We start from the raw sequence: 18,541 nt of genomic DNA, 5'->3' as shown, positions 1-18,541 counted from the left end.
ATGGACTTCCTTACGATGAATGCGGGCAGGGGTGAACCTGCCCGATTATTATTATTTTTGACCCCAGACCAGCTGGTAGTGGTAGCGTCCGGCACTGAGCAGGAACTCCGGTGAAACGGAAGGACTCCAGGAGTCATCACCGCCCACGCCCATATGGAAGCCATCAATATTGACCCAGGTACCGGCTTCCGGCACAAGCAGATGGCGGTGGCTGGTCTCCATCAGCTGCTTCTGACCGTAGCGGCTGATGTTGAACTGGAAATTACCGCGCCAGAGGTGTGTGCCATAGTGCAGCTCACGAGTGTCGCAGCGCAGGCCGTTTTCGCTCGGGAACACATACGGGGTGTACATCTCCTCCAGGGATAAATCCCAGCGGTCAAAACAGGCTGCGCAAAGACGATCCGGATAGTTTTCATGCGGGCCTAACCCCAGCCAGTTGACGCGCGGAGCCACCTGCGCAAGCTGGCAGCTCAGGCCGATGCGTGCCGGATGCGGCGTACCGTGGGTGACATCAACATCTACGGTAATCAGCATCTCGCCGTGACCGTCGATACGGTAAGTTTTCCGGCTGACGAACAGCGTTTCACCCTGATACTGCCACGCATGAGCGGTGGTAATCAGCACCGCGCTGGATAGCGCATCAGCATCGCATTGCAGTAAGGTGGCCTCAGCCTGATAGTGACCGGCGGCCTTCCAGCGTTCCACCCAGGCGTCAGGGTCGATACGGGTTGATTCGCTCACGCCGATGTCGTTGTCCAGCGGTGCGCGGGTAAACTGGTCGATAAGTGGGGTCAACAGTTGTGGTTTTTCGCCAATCCAGTACTGCGTCAGCAGACCCTGCTGGCGGCTGAACGCCCAGCGTTTATCGTTTACCGTGACGTTAAAGGCGGTTTCGCTGGCGGTGAGCTGCGGCGCGCGGCTGCCGGGGGGTGGCAGCGGCGCGCAGAGTTTCTCGTTAAGCTTCCACTGATGCCAGGCGCTGATATGTCCGGCCTTCGACCATGCGGTTGCCTGCGGTTGTTCAACGCGTACCGTCAGCCATAGCTGACCGGCGGTTTCCGGTTTCAGGAGATCGGGCAGTGTGATGATCTGACGCCCCTGCGCCGGGATGTCCAGCGTCACAGCGCCGGTAGCCAGTGGGTTGCCGTCCAGCGCCAGCGACCAGTGCAGAATCTCGTTATCGCTGTGGCGGAACAGGTATTCGCTGGTCACTTCAATCTGGCATTCGCTCCCTGGCAACAGCGCAAACTGGAAAAACTGCTGCTGATGTTTGGCCTCATACAATGACGGGTGCGGCGTGCGATCGGCGAACACCAGGCCATCCATGCAGAACTGGCGATCGTTAGGCGTGTCGCCAAAGTCGCCACCGTAGGCAGACCACGGCTTACCGTCAGCGTCGTATTTGATGAGCGACTGATCCACCCAGTCCCAGATGAAGCCCCCCTGCAGGCGCGGGTACTGGCGGAACGCCTGCCAGTATTTGGCGAAGCCTCCAAGGCTGTTCCCCATTGCGTGGGCGTATTCGCAGAGGATCAGCGGGCGCTGCTCGCCCGGCATCGACAGCCATTTCTTGATTGACCATTTTGGTACCGCCGGGAAGGGCTGATCCTGATCGACGCGGGCGTACATTGGGCAGATGATGTCAGTGGCGGCGGTATTTGCGCCGCCGCCTTCATATTGCACCGGGCGGGAGGGATCTGCTGATTTCAGCCAGTGGTACAGCGCATCGTGGTTCACGCCGTGTCCGGACTCATTGCCCAGCGACCAGATAATAATGCTCGGATGGTTACGATCGCGCTGAACCATCCGCGTCACGCGCTGGCTCATGGCGGGCAGCCAGGTGGGATCGTCGGTCAGGCGATTCATCGGCACCATCCCGTGCGTCTCAATATTGGCTTCATCCACCACATACAGGCCGTAGCGATCGCACAGCGTATACCACAGCGGGTGGTTCGGATAATGAGAGCAGCGCACGGCGTTGAAGTTGTTCTGCTTCATCAGGATGATGTCCTGCACCATCGTCGCCTCGTCCATCACCTGACCGTTCTCCGGGTGATGTTCATGACGGTTGGTGCCGCGGATCAGCAGCGGTTTGCCATTCAACAGCAGCAGGCCGTTTTCAATGCTGACCTGGCGGAAGCCCACATCACAGGCTTCGGCTTCCGTCAGCGTGCCGTCAACGGTATGAAGTTGCACGACGGCGCGATACAGATTTGGCGTCTCCGCACTCCACAGCGCCGGGTTTTCGACGTTCAGACGCAGGGTTGTCCGGTCAGAGTAGGCACCGCGCTCATCAATGATTTCACTGCCTGGCGGGGCGGTTTTTTCTCCGATTAATGTTTCTTCATCCCACAGTTGCACCGTCACGCGGAGATCGTCGGTGAGTTCACCCGCCAGCCGGACTTCCGCTTCCAGAACCGCACGGCTGAAGTCGTCGTTGAAGCGGGTGTTAATCCGCAGGTCGCTGATTTGCGCGGTGGGTTTATGCAGGAGAGTGACATCGCGGAAAATCCCGCTCATCCGCCACATGTCCTGGTCTTCCAGGTAGCTGCCATCGCTCCAGCGCAGCACCATCATCGCCAGACGGTTTTCACCGGCAAGCAGATACTCGCTGAGATCAAATTCAGACGGCAGGCGGCTGTCCTGCCCGTAGCCTACCCAGCGTCCATTGCACCACAGATGGAACGCCGAGTTCACGCCGTCAAACACGATCCGCGTCTGGCCTTCCTGTAACCATTCTTTATCCACATTGAATGTGAGCGAGTAACATCCGGTGGGGTTCTCTGCCGGAACAAACGGCGGGTTAACCGGAATGGGATACGTGACGTTGGTATAAATTGGCGCGTCGTAACCGTCCATCTGCCAGTTGGAAGGGACGGTGATGGTATCCGCCTGTTGCAGCTCACCTGTTAGCCAGCTCTCCGGAACCGCTTCCGGAGACGCAAACCAGACAAACTGCCATTCCCCGTTCAGGCTGCGCTTCTGCGCGGATTCCCGCCTGGTGCGGGCATCATCGGCATTGCGCCAGCTGTTAAAAGGAGGATGCGCCTCCAGCCGGTTGATCTGCGTTACGCCGGGGTTTTCCCAGTCGCGACGTTTCAGTACGGCGGCGAGTGAATCTGTGTTCAGGGTCATAGCTGTATCCTGTTTGAATTTGTTATCCGCTCACAATTTCAATCAAAATACGAATAAGGGCTTCCGGTTGTAAAGGACAGGAGGTTGAATGAGTGAACTCACTCACACAATTGTTATGCGTTCACATTTTGGGCGCGATCTGCGCGATCTGCCGTGCCAGCTGTATGAGAGAATCGGCCAGCGCCTGAGGAGAGGCGGCCTGGGTATCGGGAGACTGAACCGTTTTACGCGCGATCAATGAAACGGGCAGCAGCTGATTACCGGTGGTGGCTTCGCCCCGGGAGAGTTGCAGCAGTCTGTCGACGCTGGTCTCGCCAAGTAAGGGAAAATCCTGCCTGATGGTCGTCAGCGGCGGGATATAGCAGGCGCTGTCCTCGGTATCATCATAGCCAATGACGGAAATGTCTCCCGCCACGCGCAAACCGAACTCGCTAATTGCCCGCATCGCGCCCAGCGCCATCTGATCGTTCGCCACGAGCATGGCGGTGGGGATCGTTCCGTCATTGAGCATTTGCAGGGTTTGCTGAAAACCGGACATCGCGCTCCAGTCGCCTTCGGTTTCAGCGACCGGCTGAAGCTGGTAGTGCGCCAGATATTTATGCCAGCCAGCCAGCCTCAGCCGTGCGGAAACCGACGAATGCGGACCGGCCAGCAGCGCAATGCGCCGGTGTCCATGATTGACCAGATGCTCCACGCCCAGACGCGCGCCGTCGTCATGGGAAAAAATAATACTGTTAATGGGGGACTGGTCAGAAACGTCGAGAAACAGCACCGGCACGTTGCCGCAGGCGGCCGCGACAGCGATGGCATCGTTTTCATCGAGCGGATAGTTAACGATCAATCCGCTCACCCGCTGCGCCAGCAGGTTATGCACCGCCGCTTTACAGGCTTCGACGCCGTGGCGCTCCACCATGGCGATCACCACGCTGGCCCCGGACCTGTCGGCGCGGGATTTGATCGCCGCGACAATTTGCGACGGGGCGTGTAGCGCGAGGTTGGCGGTGGCAACGCCGATGAGCGGCGTCTGTTTCCCTGCCAGCTGCTGTGCGACGCGGTTGGGGATGTAATTCAGCTCCGCCATGGCAGCTTCGACTTTTTCACGGGTTTTGGCGGAAACCTGGCTGGCCCGATTCACGACGCGGGAGACGGTCTGATAAGAGACGCCTGCATGGTCTGCAACATCATACAGCGTTACCGGTTTCACACTTATTACCCCCTGAATTCAACGTTTTCTGTGCGCTATGATGCCACACCCTGAAACGTTTTGCGCCATTCGACAGGGCTGACGCCAAAGCGGGACTTAAAATGCTGACGCCAGGTTACCGGCGAGAGAAAACCTACCTGTTCCGCAATGCGCCCGACGGGCAGTTGGCTGGATTCCAGCAACGCCTGGCTGCGGTGTAAACGTTCCGTAATCAGCCACTGTGCGACACCTGAACCCGTGGCTTTCATAAAGTGGCGTGTCAACGTGCGGCGACTCATCATGACTCGCTGTGCCAGCGAGTCCAGGTCGTGCTGTTCATGAAGATGCTGACGCAGATAATCCAGCAGGGCGTTAATCCGCTGGTCCTGGGTATTTTCTGGCACTGGCTGGGCGATGAACTGTGCCTGGCCGCCTTCGCGATGCGGCGGCACGATCATCCTGCGGGCGATCTGGTTGGCGACCTGGCTGCCAAAGCGCTGGCGAATAACGTAAAGACAGCAATCCAGCGCGGCGGCGGTCCCTGCGGAGGTGATCACCCTGTCGTCATCCACATACAAAGCATTAATATCAAGATGCGCGGCGGGGAAGCGCGCCTGAAAGTCCTGCTCAAATTCCCAGTGCGTGGCTGCGCGTCTGCCGTCCAGCAGTCCCGCATAACCGAGGACGAATGCGCCCAGGCACAGCCCGACAATCTGCGCGCCGTTTTGCCGTGCCTGAATCAGGGCATTAAGTAACGACTGCGGCGGGCGATGCGCCGTTGTACCCCACCAGGGAATGATCACCATATCCGCGTCAGGCAACGCCTCAAACCCGTATGCCGCCGTCACGGAGAAGCCTTCCTGAGAGCTGACAATACCGGGTTTTTCAGCGCAAATTTGCACCTCAAAGCGTTTTTTTGTCGCCACTCTTTCACTGAAAAGGATGCACGGCACCGAGAAGTGAAATGGGCTGAAATCTTCAACGGCGACAATGGCAACAATGACAGGAGGCATACCGGCCCTCTTTTAAAAGGTTAGCGTTTCACCATCTTCCGGCACGGTAACGAATTCTGCAATCTGGTTGTCGCGGGCATAGTCCCGGAGTGCGCTGCGTTTTAGCAAGCAGTGGTTGATGGCTTCCATATGCGTCGCCACAATCCGGGCGTCTGGTAGCGCGAAGTGCGTTTTCAGCACATCCTCTGCACCCATGATGATCGCGCCAAAGTCGATCACATGGGCAAAGCCTGCATTCAGCACCACCACCTCTGGCTGAAAGGTTGTCATATTGGCTTCGACTTCATCGCGCCAAAGGGTGTCCCCGACCAGGTAGAGCGTTTTTTCCTGCGGATGCTGGAAGATGACGCCGCAGGCTTCGCCAAGACGCTGCGCCATTTGTGGAACAGCATACGCTCTGTCTGAACCATGCTGCCCGCCGGTTTTACGCAGGGTGATCGTGTCGAATACCGTGTTATCCGTCAGGACGGTCAGGTTCGTGAATCCCTGTTTCCTGAGTGCCTGAGCATCCTGGTCGTTCTGTACATAGATGGATTTGTCTTTCGGCACCACGCGAGATGCAGCCTCATCCCAGTGATCCTCATGCAGATGGGTGACAATTATGGCATCCACCTGCATAAGCGTGTCGATGGCACACGGCAATTCCACGCAGGGGTTGCGGATCTCTGCACGCGCCGTCCCGGCAAATCCCGGATACGCGCCTTTGGGCGCAAGCATTGGGTCGATTAAAAAGGTTTTATCACCAAAGGCGATGAGCTGGGTGGCATTGCGGATTTGGGTGATTTTCATGGTGTGTACTCCACGTGAGGATGTCTGTGGTGTCATCGTAGAGTGTTGCCCGGAAACTGAATGTAGGCAAATGGGCGAATAGTGATGAGATTGGGCCAGATATTCAATCTTATGACGCGGCAAAACAGACGGCGTTTTAACAGCATGTTCTCGCCAGGGAGAGAAAGCGTCGTGCCTGTTGCGGACGACTGGCCAGTCAGACAGGGAGAACGCGCAGGAAAATATGAAAAAAGCCATATTTTCCTGCGATGAGTTGAGACTTTCAGTTCGGTCGACGTGCGTAATACCGATGCTTTCAGCCTTTGCGCGATGCAATTTCCGTAGGGTGATGACGGTGGCGGTGGTAACCGTCGATCATGCTACGGAAAATTTGCCCTGGGGTGTCGCCGAGGGTACAGAGATAGATATGTGCGCAGATAAACAGCAGTCCCACAATGGCCAGCCCCATATGCAGGACCAGCATCAGCGGCCCCATGCCAACGACCTGCGGATAAAGGCACAATAAGCCGGTCATCATCAACAAGGGCACCAGCGCATACATAATGGCCAGATAAGCCAGCTGCTGCAGCGGGTTAAACTTGTTTTCTGCTGTCGCCGCAAACGGATGCGCCTCGCCTTTCATAATCCCGTAGAGGTAAAAACGCGTCTGCTTCAGGCAGCGACCAGTCAGCCCTTGTCGTTTCACCCGGTAGTGACAACCGTTGCCGCTGGTTGCATTGATCAACACAAACCCCAGCCAGAAGGCCACCAGTGCAAACCCGCACCAGGTGTGTAGCTGTACCATTAAGGCTACCGGCCCAACAGAGAAATGTCCGAACAGGCCGCTCACCAGGAGCAGGACAAACAGTAACGCATTGCCCCAGTGCCAACGCCGAATCGCCAGAGAGTAGAGATAATCACGTTGTTCTTCCCCTTCAGCCGTTTTCGGCGCCATCAGGCGGCGCAGTAGCGCATGTCCCACAAGCCCTGCAATCATCAGCAAGACAACACATCCGGCTAACACCAGCCATAATGGCCAGTAATCTGGCGCGTAATGGAGCTCTGCTCCCCAGATAGTATTCATACATTTCCCTCCTGATGTACCTCTTTGCGCCGGTACAGGCTCACCTCGCCGCTGCGTTTATTCTGTTGCCGATAGACCTCTTTCTGATCAATCCAGCGCTGGATCTCTGGCTCAGCAAGATGACCGAATTTCAGCGCGTCTGTCGGGCAAACGGAGACGCAGGCCGGAGATTGCCCCTCTTCCAGGCGGGTATCCGCACAGAAATTACATTTATCCGCAATGCCGGTTTTCGGATTCAGGTAGCGGACATGGAACGGACAGGCAGCAACACAATAGTCACAGCCGATACAGCGGGATTTATCCACCTGCACAATGCCGTTGTTATCACGAAACGAAGCCCCCGTCGGGCAAACAGAGACGCAGGGGGCATCTTCACAATGCTGGCAGGAGACGCGGACAAACTGAAAATGCGATAACGTTTCAGACTCCGCCTGCGGCGTACGTATCTGCACCTGTACCCGGCTAAACCCTTCCGGGACATCATTCAGAACTTTACAGGCTACGGTGCAGGCCTGACAGCCAATGCAGCGCTTCTCGTCATGCAGCATGACATACTGGTTTTCTCTAAGGCTCATGAGTTCCTCCTTGTTCATGCCCGACTCAGCGTTACGCCAGCGGTATGGACAACCGTGCCGGAAACCGGGCTGGTCACGTGCGGAAGTAAATTGCCGCAGTGAATGCCGTGCGTTGTCGCCGCCGTTTTTGCTCCTGCCCTGGCGCCGAATCCCATGTAGACAAACAGCGTATCGGGTCGAATACCTGCCGTGACTAATGCTTTACCTTTTTCTTTCCCGGTGGCGTTCTCCAGCCAGATTTCATCGCCGGTTTTGATGCCCTTCTCACGGGCGGTTTGTGGATGGATCCAGACCGCGTTATCCCACATCAGCTCACTAAGCATCGGTACATACTGCGTGGCGCCGTTGGTATGCACCGCCACTTTGCCCTGAATGAAATAGAGTTCATTACTCTTTTTGAGGGGGAAATCCCGCGCCTTTGGTGCACCGTAGCCCGGTAGTAGCGCTTCCAGGGTTTCAGAATAAAGTTCGATTTTTCCAGAAGGGGATTTAAAACGCAGCTGTTCGCCGTAGGTATTGTCACTGTCCATCGCCACTGCGCCGGGATAACGCCCGGCAAACTGGCGAACGGATTCAGGTTCCCGGAGCAATAAGGGGACTCCCCATTCCAGGTAGCCTTTATCGCGAAGGGCTTTGGAGAGTGCATGATCGCCATTAAGCTGATGCAACTGGCGCGTCTGCATATCCTGCCAGGGGTAGAATTGCCCCAGTCCCAGCTGTTCACCCAGCTCTTTCCAGATTTGCCAGCCTGGGCGCGCCTCGCCAATCGGTTTTATAACCTGCTGACGCAAGGCATAAGCGGGATTAAGACCTGACATATCAGACACTTCTTCATCACGTTCCAGGTATGTGCATTCTGGTAACAGATAGTCCGCATAGGCTGCGCTTTCGCTCAGATAAACATCGCAGCTCACCACCAGATCCAGCTTTTCAACGGTTTTCACCAGAGCGGGACGGCAGGTTACCGTCTGGAGAGGGTTATGACGGGACATAATCCAGCCTTTAACCGGATAAGCCGTTTCGTTTAATACCGCATCGATAATGCTTTGCACCACGCCGCCGCTCGCCGCAATGAACTTGAATTGCGGGGCGACCAGATCAATACGCTGCGCGGTTGGCTTCGGCATATTCTGGATATCCGGTTTTGCCAGCACCGGCGCCACTTTTTCTCCCGCCAGCTTGTTGTAGGTTGCCGCCGATTTTTTCTGGTACAGCCCGCCCTCACGCTCAATATTGCCCAGCAATGCGTTGAGCGTGAAGATCATCCGCCGCATGTCGATCTCTTCCTGCGAGTATGTGGCGCGATGTCCCGGACTCACTATTGCGCGGGGCGCGCAGGCCGCCAGTTCACGTGTGACGCGAACAATGATGTCCGCCGGGACATCCGAAAGTTGCTGCGCCCATTCCGGCGTTGCCGCTTGCACGGCCTCCGTGAGCTGGGTAAAACCGGAGGTATAGCGCTCAACAAATGCGGCGTCGTAAAGATTCTCCTTAATCATGACGTGACACATCGCCATCAGCACCGGCAAGTCTCCGCCAGGGCGAATGGCATGCCATTCATCTGCTTTACTGGAGAAAACCGACAGGCGGGGATCGAAGCTCACCATTTTCGCCCCATTCTCCTGCGCGCTCATTAATTCGAGCGTGTCAGCAACTTCAATCCCTTCATACAGGTTATGTCCGAACGACACCATGTAACGGGTATTGGCGATATCCATTGCCAGATCGCCTCCCATCATCACTTTGGCCGCGATGGATTTCCCGGCCGGACACGTTGAGGCATGAGTAAAGGTATTCGGGGAACCAAACGCGGTGGCCAGGTGGAAGAGATGACCGGACAGCGAGCCTGATTTGGACGAGAACATCACGCTTTGCGGGCCAGACTGCGCTTTGATGTTATTCATCTTTTCAGCAATTTCTTTATACGCCTGCTGCCAGCTAATGACCTGCCACTCTCCGCTCCCACGTGGTCCCGTGCGTTTCATCGGTTTAACGATCCGGTGAGGGTCGTTTACCAGACTCACGCCGCTTCCTCCACGTGCGCAGATGCGGGTTCCCTGCTGAGGCGCATGGGGATTTCCCTGAATAAACACCGTTTTGTTGTTTACCACCTGCGCCTGAATGGGACAGCGAAACGAACACATTTCGCACAGACTTGGCGTGAGTGCGGAGCGCCCGCTCAGGGTGTCTGTCGGGTTCCGCGCCAGGGCACCAGGCGGAAAACTGCCTATTGCACAGGCGGAACAGCCAATTCCTACCCCGCGTAAAAAATTACGCCGACTAATGCTCATATAACCTCCTGTTATTAGATATATCCAATTAGTATAAGTAATTTATATTATAAATTTACAACATCTCTCACAAATTAAATGATAAGGTGAAATAGCGCGGCGTTGTTTTTTAATGTGTTGTTTTTAAATGGTTTTTATATTTACCTTAACCCTGACTTAGATCGTTTCTCTCATTTTTTAGATCAATTTTTTGCTTCATTGTTAATGCGTCTGATTATCAATAAATAACTCTTTCATAATCATCATCAAAAACAGAACAATTAATTCCAGTAAAGATTAAAGGTATTTTATTTATTCACCACAAAACGATATGAGAAGAATTATTCCTCATCCGTTATTAATCTCCCCGTTGCGGCCATCTACGGCTCGCTCACCCCTGACTTTGCATTCTGTTAACAAACGCGGTATAACAGACTTCTTTGGATGTTTAGATGTCCATACGTTTGGAAGGTTATATGCAGACAACACAACAACAAAATGCGCCACTGAAGCGCACAATGAAAACGCGTCACCTGATTATGCTCTCTCTGGGAGGCGTGATTGGCACAGGGTTATTCTTCAATACCGGCTATATCATCTCCACCACCGGGGCGGCGGGAACGCTGCTGGCCTACCTGATTGGTGCGCTGGTGGTCTGGCTGGTTATGCAGTGTCTGGGAGAACTCTCCGTGGCGATGCCGGAAACCGGGGCGTTTCACGTCTATGCCGCACGTTATCTCGGCCCGGCAACGGGCTACACGGTGGCCTGGCTCTACTGGCTGACCTGGACCGTGGCGCTCGGCTCCAGCTTTACCGCCGCCGGATTCTGTATGCAGTACTGGTTTCCACAAGTTCCGGTGTGGATTTGGTGCGTGGTTTTCTGCCTGGCGATCTTCGGTCTGAACATCATCTCGACGCGCTTTTTTGCTGAGGGAGAGTTCTGGTTTTCTCTGGTGAAAGTGATCACCATCATCGCCTTTATCCTCCTGGGCGGGGCGGCGATCTTTGGTTTCATTCCTGTGCAGGATGGTTCGCCTGCGCCGGGGCTGAGCAACATCACGGCGGAAGGCTGGTTTCCGCACGGCGGTTTGCCGATTCTGATGACTATGGTGGCGGTGAACTTTGCCTTTTCCGGCACCGAGCTTATCGGTATTGCGGCAGGGGAAACGGAAAATCCGCATAAAGTCATTCCGGTAGCCATCCGCACCACCATCGCCCGGCTGATCATCTTCTTTATCGGTACCGTATTTGTGCTGGCGGCGCTAATCCCGATGCAGCAGGCGGGCGTGGAGAAAAGTCCGTTTGTGCTGGTGTTTGAGAAGGTAGGGATTCCGTACGCCGCCGATATTTTTAACTTCGTGATCCTGACAGCCATTCTTTCTGCGGCGAACTCCGGACTGTACGCCTCCGGGCGGATGCTGTGGTCGTTGTCGAATGAGCGCACGCTGCCCGCCTGCTTTTCCCGGGTAAACCAAAACGGCGTACCGCTGACGGCGCTGTCGGTCAGTATGCTTGGCGGCGTGCTGGCGCTGTTTTCCAGCGTGGTGGCCCCGGATACGGTGTTTGTTGCGCTGTCGGCGATTTCGGGTTTTGCCGTTGTGGCGGTGTGGCTCAGCATCTGCGCATCGCATTTTGTTTTCCGTCGTCGTCATCTGCAACAGGGGAAAGCGCTCAGCGAGTTGCACTATCGTGCGCCCTGGTATCCGCTGGTGCCGGTGCTGGGCTTTATTCTCTGCCTGGTCGCCTGCATTGGGCTGGCATTCGACCCGAGCCAGAGAATTGCGCTGTGGTGCGGGTTACCGTTTGTGGCGTTGTGTTATGGTGCTTATTTCCTCACTCAACCGCGTAAAGCAAAACAGGAGCCCGAACATGTCGCAGAATAATCCGTTAAGCGCCATCCTCCATCAGCAGGATTTCCTGTTGTTAGACGGGGCGATGGCGACGGAACTGGAAGCGCGAGGCTGTGACTTAGCTGACAGCCTGTGGTCAGCGAAAGTACTGGTCGAAAACCCGGAGCTTATCCGCGAAGTCCACCTCGATTATTACCGGGCGGGCGCGCAGTGTGCGATCACCGCCAGCTATCAGGCCACGCCCGCGGGGTTCGCCACACGCGGGCTGGATGAAGCGCAGTCGAAAGCGCTGATTGGCAAGAGCGTTGAACTGGCACGCAAAGCGCGTGAAGCGTATCTCGCTGAAAACCCGCAGGCGGGGACATTGCTGGTGGCGGGGTCCGTGGGACCCTACGGCGCGTTTCTTGCCGACGGCTCAGAGTACCGTGGTGATTACGTCCGTCGCGACGACGAGTTTCAGGCGTTCCACCGTCCGCGCATAGAAGCGCTACTGGATGCCGGGGCCGATCTGCTGGCCTGCGAAACGTTACCGAATTTTGCCGAAATTAAGGCGCTGGCAGTGCTGTTGACCGCATACCCACGTGCGCGGGCCTGGTTCTCCTTCACCTTGCGCGATAGCGAACATCTCAGCGATGGCACGCCGTTGCGGGACGTTGTGGCTTTCCTCGCGCGTTTTCCGCAGGTGGTGGCTATCGGTATCAACTGCATCGCGCTGGAAAATACCACCGCCGCGCTGGAGCATCTGCATAGCCTGACGGCGCAGCCGCTGGTGGTCTACCCGAATTCAGGTGAGCATTACGATGCGGAGAGCAAAACCTGGCACCCTCATGGTGCGGCCTGCGCAGGGCTGGCGGATTATTTGCCACAGTGGCGGGCGGCGGGCGCGCGGTTGATTGGCGGGTGCTGCCGCACCACGCCTGCGGATATTGCGGCTTTGAAAGCGCGTTGTTGAGGGCATTCATTGCCGGATGGCGCGACGCTTATCCGGCCTGCGAAAACTGCGATGATGTTGCCGAATGCTTGCCTGTAAATGATGTGAAATGGCGGCCCGCTAAGATGAAGCCGCCATCGGGCACAACATCACGCTGCATCGGCCAGCACAAACATCCCATACGGGTGGATTTCGAGGTAATACTGCTCGCCCACGTCCGGCTGCAGGCGGGTGGCGTTGACCTGTAATAAGATCTCCTGTCCATGCCATTCCACCGTCACTTCATATTGCGGTCCCATATAAGCCACGTGCTGGATCACGCAGCGCTGGCTCTCCTCGCCGCGATCGCTCAGCGTAATCGCCTCCGGACGCACGCCGACGGTGCCGGAACCCTGCGCGACAAAGTGCGCCGGGCGGGGCAGACGGTAGCCGTAGATATCCACCGCATCCTCGCTGAATGTGGCCGGGAACAGGTTGGCGTCCCCCATAAAGCTCGCCATAAAGCGCGACGCGGGCTGGCGGTAGAGATCCTGCGGCGAGCCAATCTGCATGATATGCCCTTTGTTCATCACCAGCACGGTATCGGAAACCGCAAAGGCTTCGCTCTGATCGTGGGTGACGTACAGCGAGGTGATATCAAACTGCTTTTGCAGCTCGCGGATCTTGTCGCGCATGCTGCGGCGCAGGTTGGCGTCGAGGTTACTTAGCGGCTCATCAAATAACAGCACCTTCGGCTTGAGGATCAGGGCGCGCGCCAGCGCCACGCGCTGCTGCTGCCCCCCGGAGATCTGATCGACATACCGGTCTTCAAATCCTTCCAGATCCACCATTGCCAGCGCCTCTTTCACCCGCGCTTTCACATCGCTGCGCGACACGCCAAGCATCTTCAGACCATAGCCGACGTTTTCCCCCAGTGACATGTGCGGGAACAGGGCGTAAGACTGAAAGACCATGCAGATGTCACGCTGCTGAATAGAGCGATGCGTGACGTCTTCGCCATCGATGAAAATCTGTCCTTCGCTGGGTTTTTCCAGCCCGGCCACCAGACGTAAAATAGTCGTCTTGCCACAGCCGGAGGGACCGAGCAGCGTCACCATTTGCCCCTGCGGGATGGTGAGGTTAATGTTGTCGATGACCGTATTGTTGCCGAATCGTTTGGTGACGTTACGCAGCTCAACAAAATTTTTCTGACTCATAGTGCGCTCCATTACGCCTGGTTTTTGGCTTTTGAACGGGAGATACGCGCTTCCCCGATCAGCCAGTCAAAAATGAAAATAATCGCCAGCATCACCACGATCAGAATCGAACCGTAGGCGATCGCCACGCCGTACTCGCCGTCTTCCACGCGATTCAGGATATAGGCTGTCGCCACGCGGGTGTCCGGCGTCACGAGGAACACAATGGCGCTGACGGTGGTAATGGCGCGCACAAAGCTGTAGATCAGCGCCGAGAGGATTGCCGGGCGCAGCAGCGGCAGCAGAATGTGCGTGATGGTACGCAAGCTCCCGGCGCGCAGGCTGAGCGACGCTTCATCCAGCGATTTATCGATCTGACCTAATCCGGCAATCCCGGCGCGGATCCCGACCGGTACGTTACGCATCACCATGGAGATAATGACAATCGCCGCCGTTCCAGTGAGGTACACCGGGGCGCTGTTAAAGGCGAGGATATAGGAGACGCCCGCCACGGTACCCGGTACCGCAAAGCACAGCATGGTGGTGAACTCGATGGTTTTTTTGCCTTTAAACTGCTGGCGGACCACTACCCAGGCGATCAGCAGGCCAAAAGCAGCGGTGATCGGCGCGGCAATCCCGGCGTAGAGCAGGGTGTCGAGCAGGGAAGGCCATGCCCCATCGCTCATCCCCTGACCAAACAGCTTGATAAAGTTATCCAGCGTCAGGGTGTAGTCCACGCCCCAGTTGACGGTAAAACTGCCGTAAAAAATGCTGCCGTAGAGCAGGGCGTTAAAGGCAATCCACACCGCCAGAATGGCGATCACACTCCACACCAGGGTGACCGGCAGCGGCTGAACGTCGCCCCGGTAGGACTTACCGGATACCGTGACGTAAGAGCGTTTGCCAATCCACATATACTGAATGCAGAACACCAGCAGCGAGAAGAGTAGCAGGAACGCGCCGAGGGTGCTGGCGGCCTGATAATCGAGCTGTGAGCCGGTAATGTAGAAGTAGATCTGCGTCGCCAGCACGTCGAAGTTACCGCCAAGTACCAGGGGGTTACTGAAGTCGGCCAGCGACTGCACCACCACGATCAGGAAGGCGTTTGCCAGCGCCGGTTTCAGCAGCGGGACAAACACCCCGTTAAAGGTTTGCCAGCGGCTGGCGCGCAGGGTGTATGACGCTTCCTCCAGCGATGGATGAATGGTTTTGATCGCCCCGTCGAGGATCATAAACGCCATCGGGGTAAACGCCAGCACCTGCGCCAGCCAGATACCGGTAAAACCGTACAGCCAGTTGGTGTTGGTCAACCCAAACCACTCCACCATAAATTCGGTCACGTAGCCGGAGCGCCCCATCATCAGCGTCACCCCTAAGCCGACGACAAACGGTGGGGTGACGATCGGCAGAATCGAGAAGATACGACCAATAATGGCGCTGCGTCTGGCGATGCGGGTGGTGTAAATCGCCAGCACCAGGCCGAAGAAGGTACAGCCGACGCCAACCGCAATCGACAGGGCAATGGAGTTAAGGATGACCTGAACAATGTGCGCCTGCGACAGCACGGTCATAAACGCCAGCGGGGCGAATTCGCCTGCGTCGTTGGTGAATATCGGGATGAAAATGGCGATGCTCGGCCAGACGATAAAGACGCCAATCAGCGCCACGATGGTGACCAGCGAACCAATCACAAAGCGGTCGCCGCCCAGCCATTCAAGGCGGGTTAGCGCCAGAGTCGCGATCGCGCCCAGCGCCACAAACAGCACGATGGTGGCATACCCTAAACCGCGGCCTTCAATCGTGGCGCTGATGACGATAAACGCCATGCACAAAAACGCCCAGCCCGCGTCGAGATAGTTCCGGCCGCGCTGGTCCCGCCGGGTTTCCTGCAGCGGACGAATCAGCAGCAGGCCCGGCAGCAGATACCACAGCCAGCTTATATTGACCTGTGACCAGCCGTAGGCCTCGAGAATTTCATCGCTCGTGGATTCCAGCAGACCGTAATCCAGGCTCCAGCTCGGCAGGAGGGCAAACGCCAGCCAGCCCAGTAAAACCCAAAGAAATATCGCATCCCGTTTTTTCACGGGATGGCGTGCCAGTGTATGTGACATACGTTTTCCGGTGTTGTGTTCAGGCCCGGCAAGCGTGAGCGCCACCGGGCATTAACCGTACAATCTGGGCTTATTTACCCATCTTCACTTCGCTGACCCACTTATTGATCAGCGCCTTACGGACATCGGTGGAGCCGTATTTATCCATGTCGTAGTTGATAAGCTTCAGGTCGTCGAGCTTCAGCGAGTTTGGTGACGTTTCGGCAGTGGTATTGGTCAGGATCTGATAGGACTTGCCTTTTTTCCATGCCAGCTCCTGGGCATCTTTCGACAATACCCAGTCGACAAACAGTTTGGCGTTGTCGAGGTTACGTGCTCCTTTCAGGATACTGATGCCGCCAATTTCATACCCGGTACCTTCGCACGGGGAGATAAGCTCCAGCGGGGCACCCTGCTCTTTTTCCAGCGAATAGTCGTGCAGGAAGCCGATACCAATGGCCGTTTCACCACGCGCGGTGTTACGCGCCGGGGCGATACCGGATTTGGTGTACTGGGAGACGTTAGCGTTGAGCTGTTTCAGGTAATCAAAGGCCTGATCTTCCCCCCACAGTTGTGCAAAGGTTGCCAGTGCGGTGTAAGCGGTGCCGGAGCTTTGCGGGTCGGCAATCTGGATTTCGCCTTTGTATTCCGGCTTGGTCAGATCCTGCCAGCATTTTGGCACAGGCAGGTTTTTCTCTTTCAGACGCTGGGTGTTAACGCCAAAGCCAAGAATACCGACGTACACCGCCGAGGAGTAGTTGCCTTTCAGCTTCGCCGGATCGCGGAATTTCTCCATCACCTGCTCAAGATTGGGGGACTTGTAGGGTTGTAGCAGACCCATTTCACCGGCCTGAGACTGCGGGTCAAGGGTGCCGCCGTACCAGACATCCGCCTGCGGGTTTTTCTTCTCAGCATCGACCTTCGCCAGCGTACTGCCGGAGCCGTTGCGGATGAACGACGTTTTCACGTCGTATTTGTCGCCGAAGGCTTTGGTTTCTGCTTCACACATTTCGTTGGTGGCGCTGCAATAGACCACCAGACGACCTTTGGCATGTGCCGCGCCGCTTAACGTCGCCAGCGCAATGCCGGAAGCAATCAGGGAAGTGACCAGAGTTTTTTTCATTGTTTTATCCTTTGACCGGGAGAGGTTGTAATGCTCGCCATCAGCAGCGGCATCAGCAATAAACCCATAAATACTGCGGCAATCGAGAGCAAACTGAACATTCCCGACCAGCCGTAGCGTTCAATGACCAGCGACAGAGGCCAGCCCGCCAGCGCGGCCCCCAGATAGGCGAACAGGCCGAGAAAACCGGTGATTGAGCCTGCCGCCGCTTTGTGTCCGCACTCCACCGCCGCCAGGCCAATCAGCATTTGTGGGCCAAAAACGAAGAAGCCCACCGTAAAGAAACAGACTGCCAGCAGCGCATAGTGATGAACCGGTGCCAGCCATAGCGCGGTGACGGAGACGATCAACCCTAATGTGAACAGCAAAATCATCGGCGCCCGCTGGCCGCTGAACAGCAAATCTGAACCCCATCCGGCGAACAGCGCACCGAGCAACCCGCCTGCTTCAAACAGCATCACGGTGGCGTTGGCGCTGAGCAGATTGACGCCGTGACTCTCCGTCAGCCAGATGTTGCCCCAGTCGTTAAGCGCAATGCGGATCAAATAGACCAGCACATAAGAGACGCCCAGCAGCCAAATCATCGGATTCTTCAGCATTGTGGTACGCAACATCTGCCATAGTCCCATCGGCGGACTTTGCTGTTCCTGGCGCAGTTCTAACGGATCGTTGCGCCATGTGCCGACGGACGGCAATCCCTCTTCCTGCGGCGTTCCTTTCAGTTGCAGCGTTAGCCAGATGCCTGACGCCATGCTGATAATCCCCGGCGCCAGCATCGCCGCCTGCCATCCCCACCAGTGGGCGGCAAAGGCGCTAATCAGAGGGATAATGGCCCCGCCGAGGTTGATCGACATATTCCAGCAGCCCCACCAGAAACCGCGCTCGTTGCGTGAGTACCAGTGGGTCAACAGTCGGGCGCAGGGCGGCCATCCCCAGCCCTGAAAAAATCCGTTCAGCGTCCAGACAGCCAGCAGCAGCGTCAGCGACTCGCCAAAGGCGAATACCAGGTTCAGTACCCCGGTGATGAACAGGCCAACGCCCATAAACCAGCGCTGTCCGTGGCCGTCGTGCCACAATCCGGCGGTAAATTTCGACAGTCCGTAGGTCAGATAAAATAGCGATCCCAACAGGCCGATATCGCCTTTATCCAGCCCCAGATCGGTTTGCAGCGCCGGGAGCACGTAGTTGACGCTTTTGCGCGTCAGATAAAATGCGGCATACCCGATGACCATGCACATCAGCAGCCGTGGACGCAGCGTCCGGTAATGTTGGTTAATGTCGGTTGCTGAGCGTACGTGCATAGCCGTCTCCGTTTTTCTGACTATAAGAAAGTGAAACCGAAAG

At 56.5% G+C, this 18,541-nt stretch carries 13 protein-coding genes; 2 read left to right on the top strand and 11 right to left on the bottom strand.

The genetic code is table 11. The features are described 5' to 3' along the window. Positions 1-51 precede the first annotated feature (51 nt). The 7 genes from C3432_RS11425 to phsA all read right to left on the bottom strand — a co-directional run bounded on the left by C3432_RS11425 (position 52) and on the right by phsA (position 10,049). On the bottom strand, positions 52-3,135 hold the full coding sequence (locus tag C3432_RS11425; protein WP_103776703.1) for a beta-galactosidase: 3,084 nt from the start codon (positions 3,133-3,135) through the stop codon (positions 52-54). Between the two features lie 121 nt (positions 3,136-3,256). Further along, a complete protein-coding gene (locus C3432_RS11420) occupies positions 3,257-4,357 on the bottom strand; it encodes a LacI family DNA-binding transcriptional regulator (RefSeq protein ID WP_308457664.1) in 1,101 nt (366 codons plus the stop codon). A gap of 17 nt (positions 4,358-4,374) precedes the next feature. After that, positions 4,375-5,331: a GlxA family transcriptional regulator gene (locus tag C3432_RS11415; RefSeq protein ID WP_103776701.1), complete on the bottom strand. Its 957-nt coding sequence runs from the start codon at positions 5,329-5,331 to the stop codon at positions 4,375-4,377. A gap of 12 nt (positions 5,332-5,343) precedes the next feature. Beyond that, positions 5,344-6,120 (bottom strand): MBL fold metallo-hydrolase, encoded by a 777-nt coding sequence (locus C3432_RS11410; protein WP_103776700.1) that lies wholly within the window; start codon positions 6,118-6,120, stop codon positions 5,344-5,346. 295 nt (positions 6,121-6,415) lie between these two features. Further along, a complete protein-coding gene (gene phsC / locus C3432_RS11405) occupies positions 6,416-7,183 on the bottom strand; it encodes a thiosulfate reductase cytochrome B subunit (RefSeq protein WP_103776699.1) in 768 nt (255 codons plus the stop codon). Next, positions 7,180-7,758, bottom strand: coding sequence for a thiosulfate reductase electron transport protein PhsB (gene phsB / locus C3432_RS11400; protein WP_103776698.1), 579 nt, complete (start codon positions 7,756-7,758; stop codon positions 7,180-7,182). The genes phsC and phsB overlap by 4 nt, the downstream gene beginning before the upstream one ends. Before the next feature lie 14 nt (positions 7,759-7,772). Further along, on the bottom strand, positions 7,773-10,049 hold the full coding sequence (gene phsA / locus C3432_RS11395) for a thiosulfate reductase PhsA (RefSeq protein WP_103776697.1): 2,277 nt from the start codon (positions 10,047-10,049) through the stop codon (positions 7,773-7,775). Between the two features lie 455 nt (positions 10,050-10,504). Between phsA and mmuP the strand changes: the two genes are divergently transcribed. Both mmuP and mmuM read left to right on the top strand, forming a co-directional pair. Continuing rightward, positions 10,505-11,911, top strand: a complete 1,407-nt coding sequence (gene mmuP / locus C3432_RS11390) for an S-methylmethionine permease (protein WP_103776962.1) — start codon at positions 10,505-10,507, stop codon at positions 11,909-11,911. After that, on the top strand, positions 11,898-12,830 hold the full coding sequence (gene mmuM, locus C3432_RS11385; RefSeq protein WP_103776696.1) for a homocysteine S-methyltransferase: 933 nt from the start codon (positions 11,898-11,900) through the stop codon (positions 12,828-12,830). Before mmuP ends, mmuM begins: the two co-directional genes overlap by 14 nt. A 128-nt stretch (positions 12,831-12,958) precedes the next feature. Here mmuM and fbpC read toward each other — a convergent pair whose 3' ends face one another. The 4 genes from fbpC to uhpC form a co-directional block, all read right to left on the bottom strand. After that, positions 12,959-14,005 carry a ferric ABC transporter ATP-binding protein gene (gene fbpC, locus C3432_RS11380; protein WP_103776695.1) on the bottom strand — a complete coding sequence of 349 codons (1,047 nt, stop codon included), beginning with the start codon at positions 14,003-14,005 and terminating at the stop codon, positions 12,959-12,961. An 11-nt stretch (positions 14,006-14,016) separates the two neighbouring features. Continuing rightward, positions 14,017-16,095 carry an ABC transporter permease gene (locus C3432_RS11375; protein WP_103776694.1) on the bottom strand — a complete coding sequence of 693 codons (2,079 nt, stop codon included), beginning with the start codon at positions 16,093-16,095 and terminating at the stop codon, positions 14,017-14,019. A gap of 70 nt (positions 16,096-16,165) precedes the next feature. Further along, the gene (locus tag C3432_RS11370; protein WP_103776693.1) at positions 16,166-17,197 is read right to left on the bottom strand and encodes an ABC transporter substrate-binding protein; all 1,032 of its coding nucleotides are present in this window, start codon (positions 17,195-17,197) and stop codon (positions 16,166-16,168) included. Beyond that, positions 17,194-18,522 carry an MFS transporter family glucose-6-phosphate receptor UhpC gene (gene uhpC / locus C3432_RS11365; protein WP_258041608.1) on the bottom strand — a complete coding sequence of 443 codons (1,329 nt, stop codon included), beginning with the start codon at positions 18,520-18,522 and terminating at the stop codon, positions 17,194-17,196. Before uhpC ends, C3432_RS11370 begins: the two co-directional genes overlap by 4 nt. Positions 18,523-18,541: the final 19 nt, after the last annotated feature.

Origin of the sequence: Citrobacter amalonaticus (assembly GCF_002918555.1) — a bacterium.
Classification (GTDB): domain Bacteria; phylum Pseudomonadota; class Gammaproteobacteria; order Enterobacterales; family Enterobacteriaceae; genus Citrobacter_C; species Citrobacter_C amalonaticus_A.
This window is presented reverse-complemented; position numbering and strand designations above follow the sequence as displayed.

Bases quoted from the DNA above. Each gene is read 5' to 3' on its own strand.
- C3432_RS11425 (WP_103776703.1), bottom strand. From the start codon at position 3,135: ATGACCCTGAACACAGATTCACTCGCCGCCGTACTGAAACGTCGCGAC.
- C3432_RS11415 (WP_103776701.1), bottom strand. From the start codon at position 5,331: ATGCCTCCTGTCATTGTTGCCATTGTCGCCGTTGAAGATTTCAGCCCA.
- C3432_RS11410 (WP_103776700.1), bottom strand. From the start codon at position 6,120: ATGAAAATCACCCAAATCCGCAATGCCACCCAGCTCATCGCCTTTGGT.
- phsC (WP_103776699.1), bottom strand. From the start codon at position 7,183: ATGAATACTATCTGGGGAGCAGAGCTCCATTACGCGCCAGATTACTGG.
- phsB (WP_103776698.1), bottom strand. From the start codon at position 7,758: ATGAGCCTTAGAGAAAACCAGTATGTCATGCTGCATGACGAGAAGCGC.
- phsA (WP_103776697.1), bottom strand. From the start codon at position 10,049: ATGAGCATTAGTCGGCGTAATTTTTTACGCGGGGTAGGAATTGGCTGT.
- mmuP (WP_103776962.1), top strand. From the start codon at position 10,505: ATGCAGACAACACAACAACAAAATGCGCCACTGAAGCGCACAATGAAA.
- mmuM (WP_103776696.1), top strand. From the start codon at position 11,898: ATGTCGCAGAATAATCCGTTAAGCGCCATCCTCCATCAGCAGGATTTC.
- fbpC (WP_103776695.1), bottom strand. From the start codon at position 14,005: ATGAGTCAGAAAAATTTTGTTGAGCTGCGTAACGTCACCAAACGATTC.
- C3432_RS11375 (WP_103776694.1), bottom strand. From the start codon at position 16,095: ATGTCACATACACTGGCACGCCATCCCGTGAAAAAACGGGATGCGATA.
- C3432_RS11370 (WP_103776693.1), bottom strand. From the start codon at position 17,197: ATGAAAAAAACTCTGGTCACTTCCCTGATTGCTTCCGGCATTGCGCTG.